This window comes from Cellulosimicrobium sp. So1_17 (assembly GCF_055181235.1).
In genome coordinates this window covers 1,266,925-1,283,613 of the sequence record NZ_CM143702.1, presented here as the reverse complement: position 1 = coordinate 1,283,613, position 16,689 = coordinate 1,266,925, and the positions used below count along the sequence as shown (strand labels likewise).

The window sequence follows — 16,689 nt, the reverse complement described above, 5'->3', positions numbered from 1 at the left end:
CCGCTCCGGCCGCCCGCTCCGGCGGCCCGCTCCGGCCCGCCCGCTCGGCGTCACGACACGGTGCACGCCGCGCCGTCGAGCGTGATCTGCGCCGGCGGCGTGTTCGCGCCGCCGTGCGTCACGTTGAACCCGACCTCGACGGAGCCGCCGGGCTGAACGGGCCCGTTCCAGCTCGCAGAGCGGGCGGTGACGGCGGCGCCGGTCTGCGACCACGCCGCGCTCCACCCGTTCGTGAGCGTCTGGCCGGCGGGGAAGGAGAACCCGAGCGTCCAGCCCGAGAGGGCCGTGAGCCCCGTGTTCGTCAGGCGCAGGGTCACGGTCCCGCCGCTTCCCCAGTCGCTCGACGTCCACCGCACGGCGCACGCCGCGGCGTCGGGCGTCGCGCTCGTCGTGAACGACGTCGCAGCGCTCGCCGGGGAGGCGTTGCCGGCGCGGTCGGTGGCGACGACGCTCACGCGGTAGGCGGTCTCGGGCGTCAGCCCGGTGAGGGCGTGGCTCGTCCCGGTGACCGTGGCGGCGCGCTCGCCGTCGAGCAGCACGTCGTAGCCGGCGACCCCGCTGCCCGCGTCGGTGGACGCGGCCCAGGAGACGGTCGCGCCGGTCGCGGTGACGTCGCGCACGGCGGGCGATCCGGGCGTCGTCGGCGCGGTCTCGTCGTCGGGGTCCGGCTCCGTCGAGCCCGGCTCGTCGCCCCACAGGAGCTCGTCGCCCTCGTACAAGGTGATCCGCGGGTTCTTCGTGGGCGTCTCGCCCGTCGCGACGTCGCCGTAGGACCAGTCGTCCGCCGCGTCCCACCCGTCCGCGGTGACGCGGAACTGGATCTCGCGGCGGTGCTGCGACTGGCCACCGGGGTAGACGAGCGACCCGGAGCAGTCGATCTCGACGTAGTACTGGTCGCCGCCGGCGTGACCCACGGCCGCCGTGGCGCCCGGGCACTCGGAGTAGTTCGTCGTGGCGCGGACCGACGAGGGGTTCGCGCCCTCGTCGAGCGTGAACCAGTAGCGCAGGCGGACGTCGTCGAGGACACGCGCAGGGAACGCGGACCGGTTGCGCAGGATCGCCTTGATCTCGGTGAACGCCGTCCCCGGCTGGTTGAGCCGCGACTCGACGACGAACTCGTCCTGGTCGGGCGTCTCCGGCTGCGGGAAGCCCGCGAGCGGCGTGCCGCCGTGCTCACCGACGAGGTGCGCGAGCGCCGACGTGAAGCCCGCGTTGTAGTCCGTCGCGACCTCGTTGGCGACGTAGTCCGTGCGGCTGTCCACGTACGCGTCGTCCGGCGACCCCGGGCCGCCGACGAGCGCCCCGTACAGCACGTGCCGCGTCTCGACGGGCTGGGCGAGGGAGTCGAGCCACGAGCCGTGCGCGGTGCGGTGATGGGGGTTCTGCGGGGGGTTCTCGCCGTACCCGACGACGTACGACGAGCCGCGCGGGTTGTCCCCGAGCGCGTAGTCGACCTGCCGCTCCCCGAAGCCCTGGTACCTGTCGGCGCGTGCGGTGTCGCCGCGCTCGCGCAGCCAGTCGCCGTACGTGAGCGCGACGAACGCGGTGTTCGCGGCGTAGCGCAGCGAGCCCCAGGAGTCGAGGAACGCCTGACCACCGGGGGAGTAGCGCACCCGCTGGCCCTGGTACCCGGTGGTCCAGAAGTCGAGCCAGCGGTTCGCGTCGTCGACGTACTGCTGCTTGCCGGTCGCCTGCGCGAGCAGCGCGTACGCGCCGTACGTCTTGTCGTCCCACGCGATCGTCCACCGGTACGAGCGCGTGCTCGTCTGCGGTTCGGTCGACAGCCCGGCGTACTCCTGCTCGGCCTTCGCCAGGTAGGCGGCGTCGCCGGTCGCCTCGTACAGCCAGTACGCGCCCCACACGAGCTCGTCCTGGTAGCCGGACCACGAGTTGTAGAAGCTCCCGACGGGCACGCAGTCGGAGTACTTCCCGCGGTACGTGTCGGCGAAGTCGTAGAGCTCGACGGCGTGGCGGCGCAGCTCGGCCGCGTACGCCGGGTCGGAGTCGGCGAAGACGATGGACGACGCCGCCATGGCCGCCGCGGTCTCGCCCGCGACGTCGCTGCCGGGGCACGAGGCGTCGACCTCGTAGGCCGGGCGTGCCATCTGCATCGCCTCGGCCGGGCCCCACCACTTGTGGTCGGCGTCGCCGTCGCCGACCTGGGCGTAGAGCACGTCCGGCTCCGGGTGCGCCTTGATGAAGTAGTCGTTCACCCAGCGCAGCGAGTCGAGCAGCTCGTCCTCCTGGCCCGACGCCGCGTACCCGTCCGGGCTCGCGATCGCGCCCCACGCGAGCATCGTCGTGGTGAACGCCATCGGCAGCCCGAACTTCACGTGGTCGCCCGCGTCGTACCAGCCGCCGGTGAGGTCGAGCCCGACGTCGGCGCCGTCGTCGAGCGCGGAGTCGCCGCGCCAGCTCACGCGGAAGTCGTCGGGCAGGTCGCCCGAGCGCTGCGCGTCGTAGAAGAACAGCGACTTCTGGAGCGCCTCGGCGTAGTTCGGCTCCACGGCTGCCGACGCCGGGGCGCCGACGGCCGTGAGGCCGACGGCGAGCAGGGCGCACGTCGTCGCGACGGCGGTGGGCCGGGTCGTCCGGGCGCTGGCCGCGGCGCGGGTGCGCGCGGAGGGTCGTCGGTCCATGGCTGCCTCTCGGTCCGCCGCGCGTCCTCGTCGACGCGCGGGCCGTCGCCACTGTCCGGACCGCGCGGCCGGGACGTCAAGGAGACGTCCGACCGCGGAACGTTTAGACCCGCGGACCCGTGCCCGCGGCGGGCGCCGCGTCGTCGTGCCCGGAGCGCGCCGCGCGCTCGGCCGCCTCCGCGATGTTGCGCTGCATGCCGCCGAACACGACGCCGTGGAAGGGCTTGACGGACCACCAGTAGAGCTGGCCGGCGAGGCCGTGCGGGTGGAACAGCGCGCGCTGGGCGAAGTAGGTACGGCCCGGCCCGCTCGCCTCGTCCGGCGACGGACCGGGAGCGTCGGGATCGGTCGCGTCCTCGAGCTCCGCCGCCGCGTCGTCGACGCGCAGCTCGAGCCACGCGAGACCCGGCAGCCGCATCTCGGCGCGCAGCAGGAGCCGGCGCCCCGGCTCGATCGCCTCGACGCGCCACCAGTCGAGCTCGTCGTCCACGCGCAGGCGGTGCTCGTCGCGTCGACCGCGCCGCAGCCCCGGGCCGCCGACGACGCGGTCTATCAGCCCGCGCACGCGCCACGCGAGGGACCACGAGTACCAGCCGCCCTGCCCGCCGATCTCCTCGACGACGCGCCACAGCACGTCGTGCGGCGCGTCGACCACGGTGCGCCGCTCGTCCACGTACAGCGAGCCGCCCGCCCAGTCGGGGTCGGTCGGCAGCGGGTCCGACGGCGCGCCCGGCACCGACGCCGACGACCACCGGGTGGTGACCTCCCCGTCGTGGATGCGCTGCAGCGCGAGCCCGACGGCCTGGTCGAAGCCCAGGAGGCCTCCCGGCGGGTCGGGGACGTACCGGGCGATGTCGTGCTCCTGGCACACGACCTCGTGCTGGAGCGACTCGACGAGCGGTCGCGCGATGCCGCTGGGCACCGGGGTGACGAGGCCGACCCAGTGCGACGACAGCTTCGGAGTGAGCACCGGGACGCTGACGATCCGACGCCGCGGCAGGCCGGCGACGCGCGCGTAGCGCTGCATCATGTCCCGGTAGGTGAGCACCTCCGGCCCGCCGATGTCGAAGGCGCGCGAGACGTCGTCGGGCATGGACGCCGATCCGACGAGGTAGCGCAGCACGTCGCGGACCGCGATCGGCTGGATCCGGTTGTCGACCCACTTCGGCGTCGTCATCGCGGGGAGGCGCTCGGTGAGGTAGCGCATCATCTCGAAGCTCGCCGAGCCCGAGCCGAGGATGACGGCCGCCTGGAGCACCGTCGTCGGGACGCCCGACGCGAGCAGGATCTCCCCGACCTCCTTGCGCGACGCGAGGTGCGGCGACAGCTCGCCCTCGGGCACGTCCGGGAACATCCCGCCGAGGTAGACGATCCGTCGCACGCCGGCCTCGCGCGCCGCGCGGGCGAACGTCAGCGCGGTGCGCCGGTCGCGCGCCTCGAAGGTGGGACCGGTCCCGAGCGAGTGGATGAGGTAGTACGCGACGTCGGTGCCCTGGAGCGCCGACCGGATCTGGTCGAGGTCGCCCGCGTCGGCCTCGACGAGCTCGACCTGCGACGACCCGGCCCAGTCGCGCCCGGCGAGGCGCTCGGGGTGGCGCGCGAGCGCCCGGACCTCGTGCCCGGCGTCCAGCAGCTCGGGGACGAGGCGCCCGCCGACGTACCCGGTGACACCCGTGACGGCGATCTTCATCCCAGCAGCTCCAGCACTTCTCGTTCGGCACGCGACGGCGACCGGGTGGACCCGATCGTCTCGCCACGCTCCCACAGGTCGAACAGGCGTGGGTCGATGTACGACGACCGCGCGACCGCCGGGGTGTTGCCGAGCTCCTCGGCGACGTCCTTGACGATGCCCGTGACGACGCGCCGTCGGGCGCGGTCGGACCGCGGGGCGGCGCCCGCGTCGGCGAGCGCGCGCGCCGCCAGCACCGTCGCGTGCCACGTGCGGAAGTCCTTGGGCGTCGCATCCGGTCCCAGGCGCTCCTTGATGGCGGCCTGCACGTCGGCGCTCGTCACGTCGTGCCACACGGCTCGCCCCGCGACGTCCTCGCGCCACGCGAGGAGCTCGCCGCTCCCCGAGGGGTCGCGACGCCGCTTGAGGGTCGTGACGAGGTCGGCCACCACCGGGTCGTCGACGACGACGTCGCGCACCTGACCCGACTTGGCGGGGTAGTGGAAGTGCACGCTCCCGTCGCGGCGGACGCGCGCGTGCTCCTTGCGGATCGTCGCGAGGCCGTAGCTCTTGTTCTGCTTCGCGTAGATCTCGCCGCCCGCGCGGAAGTAGGCGAGGTCCAGGAGGCGGAACGCGAGGGCCAGGACCTTCTCGCGACCCATCCCCGGCAGCTCCAGGTCCCGGGCGACGTGGCGCCGCGCCGCGGGCAGCCGACGCCCCACGTCGAGCACGTGGTCGTGCTTGCGCCGCGCGCGCGTCCGTTGCCACTGCTCGTGGTACAGGTACTGGCCGCGACCGGCGGCGTCACGGCCGAACGCCTGGATGTGGCCGTTCGGGAACCGGCAGATCCACACGTCCTCCCACGCGGGCGGGACGGCGAGCTGCGTGCACCGGGCGACCTCCTCCTCGTCGGTCAAGGGCACCCCGTCGACGTCGAGGAACACCCACGCGTCGCCCTTCGGGCGGCGCGAGTACCCCGGCGAGGTCACGGACACGCGGCGCAGTCGCACCCCGACAGTGTCAGGTGGGGTGCTCGCGGTCGCAGCCCGAGCGCCTGACCGCGAACGCGGGTGGCGGTCGCCCGACCGGCGACCGCCACCCGCCACCGCGTCATGTCACGACGCCGTGCACTCCTCGCCGTTCAGGGCGAAGGCCTCGGGCGTCCCGGGGGTGCCGGAGCCGATGAGCCCGATGTCCGACGACGCGCCCGGTGCGAGCGTCGTCGCCCAGCCCGGCGCCGCGACCCGCACCGAGGTGCCGGTCTGCGTCGCCGTCCCGCCCCACGCCTGGGCCACCTGCTCGCCCGCCGTGAACCGCCACACGAGGTCCCACCCGGCGACCGGCGCGTCGCCCGTGTTCGTCACGCGGGCGGTCGCCTGGAACCCGCCCGGCCACGAGCCGACGACGTCGTACGCGACCGAGCACGCGGCGTCGCCCGGATCCTCGGTGGGCTCCTCGGTCGGCTCCTCGGTCGGGTCGGTCCCCGGGTCGCCCGTGAGCTCCCCGACGACGACGCCCCGCCCGTTCGTCCCGACGTACACCCGGCCGTAGACGTCGGGGTCACCCGTGACGACCGAGCCGGTCCATGCCCACTGGTGCTCGTCGTCGTTGATCCGGACCCACGTCGCGCCCGCGTCGTCGGAGCGGAAGACGCCCCGCACGCCGTCGATCTTCGACGACGTGTAGACCGCCGGGTAGTCGGCACCGGGCGCGGCCTTGCCGAACCCGACCGCGTCGCCCTCGTCGACGTCGGCGAGTCGCGTGAACGTCGCGCCCTGGTCGGTCGAGCGCCACATGCCGTAGGTCGCGTCGGTCGTCCCGCCCGCGAGCCACACGTCGCCCCCGTGGCCCGGCACGGCGCCGAACCGGACGTTGCCCTCGGCGGGCAGGCCGGACGCCGCGGACGCGGTGAAGGAGGCACCGCCGTCGGTGCTCACGTAGAAGGTCCCCGCCGCGTACGCGTAGAACACCTCCGGGTCCACGCGGTCCGCCTCGACGCGCGCGCCGGCCGGCACGCCCGTCGACGCCGTCCACGACGACCCGAGCGTCGTCGACACGTGCACCCCGGTGCCCTGCGGGCTCCACACGATGCGACCGCCGTCGGCGCCCACGGCCACGGTCCCCGCCCCCGTCACCCCGGGCGGCTCCTGACCGGCCCACCAGGACGACCCGCCGCTCGTCGAGACACCGATGTGGGACGCGACCGCGCCGTCGACCCCCTGGCCGACGCGCACGACGGTCGAGGGTGACAGCTCCGCGTAGTCGAGGCCGTGCACCGCCCCGTGGTACGGCTGGGTGAACATCATGTCGGGCACCTGCGTGATGTCGTCGTGGACGAACCCGCCGATGTCGCCGAGCCCGGAGATGACCTCGGCGCCGCCGGGTGGCGCGACGAGGTCGAGCACCGCGGTCTCCTCGATGCCCTGCGCCTTCACGGAGATGTCCACGGTCCCGCCCGTGTCCCAGTCGGTGAGGTCCGTGCCGCCGTAGACGGTCGCGCCGGTGCCGTAGAGGAAGCGGTCGGAGTCGAAGGGGTCGATCTCGAACGACTCGGTCATCCAGCCGAGCTTCGGGCTCGGTTCCGGCGGTGCGGGCTGCTCGGCGAACGTCAGCCACGGCGCGCCCGAGATGTCGAGCGAGTAGCGCAGGTCCCGCTCGGGGTACGCGGCCCACTCCCAGATCGACGTCCACGTCTCGCCGCGGTCCGTGCTGCGGTACACCTGGATGTCCGGCCACCACGAGATCTGGCTCACGACCATGAGCGTGTCCGGGTCCTGGCGGTCGATCGTGAGACCCGAGTAGCCGAAGTAGGCGTCGGCGCTGGACGACGGGACCGGGCTGATCTGCGTCCACGTCCCCGTCGCGGTGTCGAGGCGCCAGACGTCGCCCTTGCCGCCGTCGTACGGGCCGCCCGTGTCGGACGTCGCGAGGTACAGCTGGCCGCCCTCGTCGTCGAGCACGACCTTGTGCGGGATGAAGCCCGTGGGGGTGCCGGGGACGGGCTCCCACGTCGCGCCGGCGTCGGTCGAGCGGTAGAGCGGGTCCTCCTTGTCCGCGACCCCCACGTAGAGGGTCGGGGTGGGGGAGCCCGGCGTCCCGGTGGAGGTGTCGGGCGCGACCGTGACCACGCCCTGGTTCGCCGTGAGGTAGTCGTTGGCGTCCGACGGGTCCTGGACGTAGTTCCCCGGGTTCGGGAACGACGTGACCTCGGACCACGTGACGCCCGCGTCGGTGCTGCGCCACAGCCCGTTGCCGCCCTCGGTGCCGAGGTACAGCACGTCGTTGTCGTGGGGGTCGACCACGAGGCGCTCGCCCATGCCGCGGCCCGGCATGTTCCCGCCGACCTTGAACGGCAGGTCGGTCCGCTGCCACGTCTCGCCGCGGTCGGACGAGCGCAGGATCGCGCCGGGGTTCGGGTCCCACGCGTTGGTGTACGTGCCGACGGCCGCGTAGACGTTGTCCGGCTCCACGGGGTCGGTCGCGATGCTCTGCACGCCGGTGTGGCCCCAGTCGTCCCAGCCCACGTGGTCGAGCAGCGGGACCCAGCGCCGCGTCTGCTGGTCGAGGCGGTAGGCGCCGCCGATGTCGGTGCGCGCGTAGACGAGTCCGGGCTCGGTCCGGTTGAAGACGATCCCCGGGACGAATCCGCCGCCGACGATCTCGACGTTCCCCCAGTCGTACTCCGCCGCAGCGGTCGTAGTCGCGCTCGCGGCGGTCCCTGCCACGACCCCGGGGACGACCGCGGCGGCCGCCCCCAGTCCCGTGGCGAGGAGCCCGCACCCGACGAGCGCGGCGATGGCTGGTCGCAAGCTCATCCGTCTCTCACTCCTTCGTGCGTGAGGCGGGGGCGAGCCCCCGGGCACGTCGTCGTGCCGCGCGCCACGCTAGGTGAAGCGCTTCGACGGCCGAGTGCGTGAAACGTTTCGGAGGGCGGAGGACGTGCTGACCCGGGCCGGGGGCGCGGCCCGGGTCAGCACGCGTTCTCGCGAGGCCGCGGACCGGGGCGGCCCCTGCACGCCCCCGGCTCGCGGCATCCGATGCGGCATCCGACGCGGCAGCCGATCAGGCGACGGTGCAGGTCTCGCCGTCCAGGGTGAAGGAGGTCGGCTCGGTGTTGGTGCCGGAGTGGGAGCCGTTGAAGCCGATGTCGACGCTCGCTCCGGCGCCCAGCGTGGTGTTCCAGGCCGCCGGGGTGACGGTGACCGCGGAGCCGGACTGCCCGTACTGCGCCGACCAGCCCTGGGTGATGGTCTGGCCGTCCGGGAACGCGAAGGCGAGCCGCCAGCCCTGGAGCGTCGCGGGGGAGTCGTTCGTGATCCGCACCGACGCGGTGAACCCGGTGTTCCACGAGCTCGCCGTGTACGCGACCGTGCAGGCGCCGGCGGGCTCGCCGCCGTCGTCCTCGGTCGTGCCGGTCACCGTGCCGGACGTCGCGGAGACGTTGCCCGCGGCGTCGACCGCGCGCACCGCGTACGCGGAGGACGTGCCGGGCTCGAGGCCCGTGTCGGTGTACGACGTCGCAGCGACCTCGGCGACCTGCGTCCCGTCGCGGAAGACCCGGTATCCCGTGACCCCGGTGTCGTCGCTCGCCGCGTCCCACGCGAGCGACACCGAGGACGGCGTGGCGCCGGAGACCCGCAGGCCGGTCGGGGCGGACGGCGCCTGGTCGTCGCCGCCCGAGCCGTCGTCCTGCGCCCCGAGCGCCTGGGCGATCGCGGCGTACGCCGGCTTGGCCGTGTATGCGTCGTCCCAAACCAGGGCGGCGCCCTGTCCCGGGAAGACCCCGGGGATCCACGAGTACCTGTCCGTGATGCCCCACAGCGTCACGCCCGTGCAGCGGTCCACGTCGAGGCAGGCCTGGAAGACCTTCGCGTAGTCGGACGCCTGCTGCGCCAGCTTCGACGCGTCGGCAGGGGTGCTCATGCGGATGTCCAGCTCGGTGATCCGCACGTCCACCCCGAGGTCGGCGAACCGCTGGAGGTTCTGGGTCAGCGTCGACGGGACCTGGCCCACGATCAGGTGCGCCTGGAAGCCCACGCAGTCGATCGGCACGCCCCTGGCCGTGAAGTCGCGCACGAGGTCGTAGATCGCCGTGCTCTTCGCGTTGACGGCGTCGGTGCTGTAGTCGTTGATGCACAGGTCGGCGTCCGGGTCGGCCGCCCTGGCGGCGCGGAACGCGTCCTCGATGTAGCGGTCACCGAGGCGCTGCTGGAAGATGCTCTGCCGGCGGGAGCCGTCGTCCTCGAACGCCTCATTGACGACGTCCCAGGCCGCGACGTCCCCGGCGAGGTGCCCGGCGACGGCCGTGACGTGGTCCGTCATGGCGGTGCGCAGCTCCGTGCCCGACAGGCCCTGGACCCAGCCGGGGAGCTGGTTGTGCCACACGAGCGTGTGCCCGTAGAGGTCCGCGCCCTGTGCTGCCGCGTAGCTCGCGACCTGGTCCGCCGCTCCCCAGGAGAACGAGCCGCGCGACGGCTCGGTCGCGTCCCACTTCATCGCGTTCTCCGCGACGACGAGCGAGAACTCGCGGTCGGCGACGGCCCGGTAGCCGCTCTCGGAGAGCCGGCCGGGGTCGAGCGCGAAGCCGACGGTCTTGCCGTGCCGGGCGGCCGCGTCGCCGAGCGGCTCGGTGGCGGCCGTCGCCGTGGTGGCGACCGGGACCACGGTCGCGGCGGCGAGAGCCGTGGCCGCGAGCGTCGTCGCGAGCGATCGTCCGATGCTGTTCCTGCGCATGGTGCACTCTCCAAGCGTGGGCCGACGTGCGGCCCGCTTCTGGGCGAACGATCCCGACGGCATGTCGGGAACGATGTCGATAACGATGTCGATCTGCCGCGCGACCTCCTGGTCAGGATCGCGGGTGGCACGTCGTGCATCAGAGGGGCCGGTGGCCGGGGCGCCCCTGCGCGCCCCGGCCACCGGTCAGCCGGTCACGCGACGGTGCAGGCCGCGCCGTCCAGCTCGAAGGAGGTCGGCTCGGTGTTGGTCCCGGAGTGGGAGCCGTTGAAGCCGATCTCGACGCTCGCTCCGGCGCCCAGCGTGGTGTTCCAGGCCGCCGGGGTGACGGTCACGGTCGAGCCGGACTGCGCGTACTGCGCGGACCAGCCCTGGGAGATCGTCTGACCGTTCGCGAAGTCGAACGTGAGGGTCCAGCCCTGCAGCGGCGTGGCCGAGTCGTTCGTGATCCGCAGGGACCCGGTGAACCCGGTGTTCCACGAGCTCGCCGTGTACGCGACCGTGCAGGCGCCGGCGGGCTCGCCGCCGTCCTCCTCGGTCGTGCCGGTCACCGTGCCGGACGTCGCGGACACGTTGCCCGCGGCGTCGACCGCGCGCACCGCGTAGACGTGCGCCGTGCCCGCCTCGAGGCCCGAGTCGGTGTACGACGTCCCGGCGACCTCTGCCACGACCTCGCCGCCGCGGTACACGCGGTAGCCGTCCACGCCCGTGTCGTCGCTCGACGCGTTCCACGCGAGCGAGACGGAGGACGTCGTGACGCCGGAGACGCGCAGACCCGTCGGTGCCGTCGGTGCGGTCGTGTCCTCGACCGGCCCGGCGCCCTCGTCGGTCGTGACGCTGAGCGGCGCCGACGCGGCGGAGACGTTGCCGGCCGCGTCACGAGCGCGGACGGTCACGGCGTACGACGTGTCCGCCGCGAGCCCTGTGACGGTGAAGGAGGTCGTCGCCGTCGTGCCCACCGCCGTGCCGTCCACGAGGACGGTGTACGCGGTCACGCCGGTGTCGTCCGTCGACGCCGTCCAGCTCACGGTCGCGGACGTCGCCGTGGTCGCGCCGGCCACGAGGCCGGTCGGGACGGACGGCGGCGTGCTGTCGTCCGGGACCTCGCCGCCCGGCTCGATCACCGGGTAGGCGTTCTCGACGAGCATCTGGAACTGCGACTCGAACCACTGCCCGGCGAGCGGGGCGTCCGGGAGCGCGCCCGTGAGCTGGTTGGCCAGCTTGGGGGAGACGAACGTCGGGTCGCACATGCGATCGAACCGCTTGCCCTGGTCGTTCGGGATCTCGGTCGACGCGCCGTCGGACTCGCCCGGGGGCTTGACCCACACGTAGGCGTGCAGGTGCGACTCCGGGTAGCCGGCGGGCGTGGCCTGCGGGCGCTCACCGATGCCGGCCCCGGCGGGGTTGCACCACGCGCCGCGGTGGACGCGCTGGTCGACGCGGGACTCGTCCACGTAGGTGTTGTGGTTCGTCGACGTGCTCACCGCGGTCGGGCGGTCGGGGCCGCCCCAGCCGTTGCGGGACGTGTCGATGAGCATGCCGATCGACGACGGGAAGCCCTCGGCGACGAGCAGGTCGTAGAGGTGCGCCGTCCAGTCGGTCTCGTCGAAGTCCGCGTTCCACTCGTAGAAGGTCGCCGAGCGCACGGGCGTGCTGCCGATCTGCACGTCCTCAAGGAACGGCTCGTGCAGCGGGGTCGAGTTGGCGGTGTTCGTGACGAAGCCCGTCACGGACGCGTAGCCCGCCTCGGTGGAGAGCACGACCTCCTTGAAGAGCTTCGCCGCCGGGCCCGCGTTGCTCGGCCAGCCGAGCCAGCCGGCGTGCGCCGCGTCGATGTAGGAGTACACGTTGCCGACGTCGTGGAGCGCGTCCAGCGCGTACTTCACGCCCTCGCGGTAGTACGGCGCGGACGCCTGGCAGTCGGGCGTGCTGATGTTCGTGATGAGGTTCGGCAGCGAGTCCGGCTCGATCGTCGCGACGATGCGCAGGTCCTCGTAGGCGGGGTCGTCGAGGATGTCGGCGATGACGTCGATGTACTCGGTCTTGTACCGCTGCATGTCCGCGGCGGTGGGCTTGAGCTCGCCGTTGGAGGCGAGCGCGTAGCAGTCCCGGCCGGGCAGGTCGTAGATCACCAGGTTGAAGACCATCGGCACGCCGGGCTGCTTCTGCTCGAGCGCGGCGTCGAGGTGCGTCCGCAGCCCGGGGCCGTCGGCGTTGCCCTCGATCGCGCTGATCCGGTCCATCCAGACCGAGGTGGGCTCGTCGGCGATCGTCAGCATGCGTGACCCGAGGTCGCCGCCCGCGCGAGCGGCCGCGGCCTCGACGTTGTCCGACCAGTAGTCGTTGACGTACTGGGTGGCGCCGGCGAACGGGTTGCTCACTCGGGGCTCGGCGGCGCTCGCGGGCGCCGTGGCGGCGACCAGGGGCGCGCTCAGCAGCGCGAGCGACGCGACGACCGTCGCGCCCTTGCGCAGTCGACTCGAACGGGATGGCACGGGGTCCTCCAGCGGGGTCAGGTGACGCGGACGGCGGTCCGCGTGCCGGGCGAGGCGCCCGACGGGGACCACCGTGATCACCCGGAGCCGGGATGCACACCGCGCGAAACGTTTAGGCGCGCCGGGGTGGCGCGGTCGTCCCGCGCAGGACGAGCTTCGCCACCGGGGCCGGACCGGGCCGCTCGCCGGTCCCGGCGCCGTCGGGCCGGGCGCCGTCGGGCCGGGCGCCGTCAGGCCGGGCGACGGCGCGTCCCAGTCGGAACCGGTGCACGAGGGTCTCGGCGACGTGCGCGCCGAGCGGGACGAACGGACGGTGGACCGCGGTGAGCGCCGGGGCCACGAGCCGGCACGTCGCCGAGTCCTCCCCGGACAGGACGGACAGGTCCCACGGCACCTCGAGCCCGCGGCGTCGGGCGGCCTCGAGCACGGCGAGCGCACTGACGTCGCCGTCGGTGAGGACCGCCGTCGGCCGGGACGTGTGCGCGAGCAGGCGTGCGGCGGCCGCCCGCGTCTCCTCCCACGTGCGGCACTCCACGAGCTCCACCCGGGTCTCGGGGCCGCCCGCGCCGCTCATGGCGTCGTGCAGGGCGCGCGCGACGTCGTCGTGGGCGTCCGACACGAGGAGGGCGACGCGGCGGTGCCCGAGCTCCACGAGGTACCGCGCCGCGCGCGCGTCGGCGTCGCCGGCGAACCACACCGGGGTGTCGGGCCCGCTGCCCTGCGGCACGCCGGGGCGCTCGTCGGGCCCCCCGCCGTCGGCGACCTCGACGAGCGGGATCGTGCCGTCCCGCGCGACCCGACGCCGGGGGTCGCGCTCGTGCACGCCCGTGACGACGAACGCCGCGTGCCGCCGCTCCGACCAGCCCGTCTCGATGTCGCGACCGCCGTCCTCGCGGTCGGAGACCACCTCGACGCTCAGGGCGAGGTCGTGCGCGGCCAGCGCCGGCCGCATGCCGGCGGCGAGCGCGACGGCCCGCGCCGGTCCCGGCGAGCCCTCGGGTCCGTGGACGACCTGCAGGCTGACGCTGCGGGCGCGCGCGCGCAGCGACCGGGCGGCCGCGCTGGGTCGCCAGCCCAGGTCGGCGGCGGTGCGCAGGACGTGCCGCCGGGTGCGCTCGGACACCCCCGGGCGGTCGTTGAGCGCGTACGAGACGACGGCGATCGAGACGCCCGCCGCGCGCGCGACGTCCGTGATTGTGATGCGCCGCTCACCGGGCGTCGGCGGGCCGGAGGACGAGGCCCCCGGCGAGGGAATTGTGGTCACGCTCCCACACTGTGCCCGGTTTGGGTGCATGATGCATATCAGGACTCGACGACGAGGACGGTGAGGCAGATGTCGACGGACGCGACGAGGCGACCGAGGCAGGCGGGGGAACAGCTCACGTTCGGGGTGCTGTGCCCGGTGGTGGGGGGCTTCTACTTCGGACGGTCGCTGGCCGGGATAGCCAGGGTGCTGCGCTCGCACGGGCACCGTGTGGTGGCGCTGCAGACGTACCCGGCGGACCTCGACCGCGACGAGTTCCCCGGGCCACCGGGGCGCAGGCCGGTGCTCGGGCGGTCGTCGTTCGACGGCTTCGTCGTCATGACGACGGCGCTCGCCGACGCCGAGCTCCGCGAGCTCGACGCCTCGGGCGTCCCGCTCGTGCTCCTCGGCGTGCGCGCGGACGGGCTGCGTGCGCCCACCGTCGCCCCCGACAACGCTGGCGGCGTCCGCGCGGCCGTCGACCACCTCGCCGGCCACGGCCACCGCAGGATCGGTTTCCTCGGGAACACCGAGCAGCGGGACACGCTCGAGCGGTTCGACGCGTACCGCGCCGCCCTCGACGCGCACGACCTGCCGTTCTCGCCGTCCTGGGTCTACCGGACGCGCGACAACCAGGAGGCCAGCGCCGAGACGGTCGCACGCCGCCTCGCCGCTCGCGGCCTGCCGACGACGGCCACCCTGGCCGCGACGGACCGCAACGCGATCGGGTTCATGCGCGGGCTCCAGGCGGCCGGCCTGGAGCTGCCCGCGGCGCAGGCCGTCGTCGGGTTCGACCACGCGGACGCGGGCGCGCGGTCACGTCCGCGCCTCTCGACCGTCGACCCCCTGCACGACCAGGTGGGGGAGCGGGTCGCCGAGCTGCTCGTGGCCCGGGTGCGGGGCGAGGACGTCGTCCGGGAGAACCGCCTGGGCCGCGCGGCGCTCATCCGGCGCGAGTCGTGCGGATGCCTCGAGGGCACCCAGGGCGAGCTCATCCGGGCGGGCGGGCGCTCCGGCTCGGCCCGCGAGGCGGTGGCCGGTCCGCCGTCGGCTCCGGCGGCGCCCACCGACCCGCCGGTCCGGCCGCTCGACGAGGTCGCCCGTGTCGTGTTCGCGTCCGTCGCCGAGCGGGGCGACCTGCGCGGGGCCCGACGGCGCGCCCGTCCGGGAGACGCGGCGCGACGCGCGGCGCCGCTCGACGCCTGGCTCCACCTGCTCCGGCACATGCTGCGGGGCGCGGCCGAGGGCGCCGTGGTGCCCCCGCCCGCGGCGCTGCGCTCGTTCGCCGACCGCACCGCGGCGCTACGACCCTCGCAGGAGGCGCTCGAACAGCTCGTCCCCGCGGTCGAGGCGGAGGTCGCGGACCTCGTGCGGGACGTGCGCCGGCGCCGGGCGAGCGCCGCCGCGACGCAGCTCGGCCGGACGGTGCTCGCGCGCAGCGCGCACCGCGACCGGGCGCCGATCTCGGCGACGGCTCGTGCCGAGGCGCTGCGTGCGACGGCGACGGAGGTCGTCGTGGCGCTCGCCCGCGGGTGCGCCCACGGCTCCCTCGCCCGGACCGGCCGCCTCGAGCAGGACCTCGTGGACCTCTACGAGGTCGACCTGGGGCTGCTGCGGGGCGACGGCGAGGCGCTGCGCCGGCTCGACTGGCTGCCGCGGGGCCTCGGCGGGACCGCCGCCCTCGCGCTGTGGGACGACGCCGGTGACGGCAGCGCGCGGCGGGTGCTCCGGATCGTGGGGGTGCGCGGCGGCGGGAGCGCCGTCGAGCGGCTCGCGGACGCCACCTTCCCGACCGCGGAGTTCCCCCCGCGCGAGCTCCTCGACCCCCGGTCGATGACGATCGTCGCGCCCGTCGCGTTCGGGCGTTCCGACTGGGGCTTCCTCGTCGTGGGCGGGCTGCTCGACACGCGCTCGACGAGCACGCGCGAGCGCTACAACCACTGGGCCGCGATGCTCGCGGTCGCGCTCGACCAGGAGGCGCTGCTCAGCTCCCTCCAGGACCAGCAGCACGCGCTCGCCGACGCGGCCGAGCGCGTGCGCGAGCTCGTGCTCGAGGTCGAGGCCGGTGCCGAGCGTGCCGCCCTCGTCTCCATCGCGTCCCACGACGGGACCTGGGAGTGGGACGTCGAGGCGGGGACGGTGCAGTACTCCCCGGCCTGGGCGCAGATCGTCGGGTGCGACACGCGGGACCTGCGCGACGACCCCGACGAGTGGCTCGGGCGGGTGCACCCGGACGACGTCCAGGCGGTGCACGCCGCGCTGGCCGCACAGCTCGCCGGCACGAAGGAGCCGCTCGACGTGGAACACCGGCTGCGCTGCGCCGACGGCGAGCACGTCCGGGTGCGCTGCCGCGCGGTGACGGTGCACGACGCCGGCGGTCGGCCCGCGCGGATGGTCGGTGCGCTCGCGGTCCTGTCCGACGTCGAGCGGTACCGCAGCGAGCTGCGCGAGCGCGTGCTCGTCGACCCCGACTCCGGCGTGCTCCACCGTGGGCTCTTCGTGGACCGGCTCGCGCAGTCCGTCGAGCGCGCGCGCCGGGTCGCCGGCTACGACGCGCACCTGCTCGCCGTCGGGTTCACGACCCCGCCGACGGTCCCGGCGCTCCACCGCCTGCGGGGCGTGGTGGGTGACGCGGGGTCCGTGTGCGAGCTCGCCCCGACCGACTACGTCGTCCTGCTCGACGGCTCGACGGCCGACGACGCCGTGCGGACCGCTGCCCGCGCGGGGGCGACGCTCTCTCAGGGCATCGTCGTCGAGCACGTCGGGAGCGTCACCACCGCGCCCGACGCCGGCGAGCTCCTGCGCCGCTCCGGCGCCGCCCTCGCGCGTCGACGCGCCCGGGCGCACCTGCCGGCCCTGTCGCGCCTCCGGGTCCCCGAAACGTTTCGGCCGTTGTGACCGCTCGGCGCC

Annotated in this window: 8 protein-coding genes; 1 reads left to right on the top strand and 7 read right to left on the bottom strand. The window is 74.5% G+C overall.

Going from position 1 to position 16,689, the window contains the following annotated elements; all coding sequences use genetic code 11:
- Positions 1–50 precede the first annotated feature (50 nt).
- The 7 genes from ACZCLJ_RS05740 to ACZCLJ_RS05710 form a co-directional block, all read right to left on the bottom strand.
- On the bottom strand, positions 51–2,639 hold the full coding sequence (locus tag ACZCLJ_RS05740; RefSeq protein ID WP_463105747.1) for a glycoside hydrolase family 9 protein: 2,589 nt from the start codon (positions 2,637–2,639) through the stop codon (positions 51–53).
- Between the two features lie 103 nt (positions 2,640–2,742).
- Positions 2,743–4,329, bottom strand: coding sequence for an SDR family oxidoreductase (locus ACZCLJ_RS05735; RefSeq protein WP_463105746.1), 1,587 nt, complete (start codon positions 4,327–4,329; stop codon positions 2,743–2,745).
- Entirely contained in the window at positions 4,326–5,318 is a 993-nt protein-coding gene (locus ACZCLJ_RS05730; protein ID WP_463105745.1) for a DNA topoisomerase IB, read from the bottom strand. Before ACZCLJ_RS05730 ends, ACZCLJ_RS05735 begins: the two co-directional genes overlap by 4 nt.
- Before the next feature lie 105 nt (positions 5,319–5,423).
- Positions 5,424–8,123, bottom strand: a complete 2,700-nt coding sequence (locus ACZCLJ_RS05725) for a cellulose binding domain-containing protein (RefSeq protein WP_463105744.1) — start codon at positions 8,121–8,123, stop codon at positions 5,424–5,426.
- A 247-nt stretch (positions 8,124–8,370) separates the two neighbouring features.
- Positions 8,371–10,041: an endo-1,4-beta-xylanase gene (locus tag ACZCLJ_RS05720; RefSeq protein WP_463105743.1), complete on the bottom strand. Its 1,671-nt coding sequence runs from the start codon at positions 10,039–10,041 to the stop codon at positions 8,371–8,373.
- Positions 10,042–10,235: 194 nt separating this feature from the next.
- Positions 10,236–12,536, bottom strand: coding sequence for a glycoside hydrolase family 6 protein (locus ACZCLJ_RS05715; protein WP_463105742.1), 2,301 nt, complete (start codon positions 12,534–12,536; stop codon positions 10,236–10,238).
- A gap of 112 nt (positions 12,537–12,648) precedes the next feature.
- Entirely contained in the window at positions 12,649–13,800 is a 1,152-nt protein-coding gene (locus ACZCLJ_RS05710; RefSeq protein ID WP_463105741.1) for a LacI family DNA-binding transcriptional regulator, read from the bottom strand.
- 69 nt (positions 13,801–13,869) lie between these two features.
- Between ACZCLJ_RS05710 and ACZCLJ_RS05705 the strand changes: the two genes are divergently transcribed.
- Positions 13,870–16,677 carry a substrate-binding domain-containing protein gene (locus ACZCLJ_RS05705; protein ID WP_463105740.1) on the top strand — a complete coding sequence of 936 codons (2,808 nt, stop codon included), beginning with the start codon at positions 13,870–13,872 and terminating at the stop codon, positions 16,675–16,677.
- The last annotated feature ends 12 nt before the right edge of the window (positions 16,678–16,689 follow it).

What these genes read in the sequence shown, in the direction of transcription:
- ACZCLJ_RS05735 (WP_463105746.1), bottom strand. Translation starts at nt 4,329, where the DNA reads ATGAAGATCGCCGTCACGGGTGTCACCGGGTACGTCGGCGGGCGCCTC.
- ACZCLJ_RS05720 (WP_463105743.1), bottom strand. Translation starts at nt 10,041, where the DNA reads ATGCGCAGGAACAGCATCGGACGATCGCTCGCGACGACGCTCGCGGCC.
- ACZCLJ_RS05705 (WP_463105740.1), top strand. Translation starts at nt 13,870, where the DNA reads ATGTCGACGGACGCGACGAGGCGACCGAGGCAGGCGGGGGAACAGCTC.
- ACZCLJ_RS05725 (WP_463105744.1), bottom strand. Translation starts at nt 8,123, where the DNA reads ATGAGCTTGCGACCAGCCATCGCCGCGCTCGTCGGGTGCGGGCTCCTC.
- ACZCLJ_RS05740 (WP_463105747.1), bottom strand. Translation starts at nt 2,639, where the DNA reads ATGGACCGACGACCCTCCGCGCGCACCCGCGCCGCGGCCAGCGCCCGG.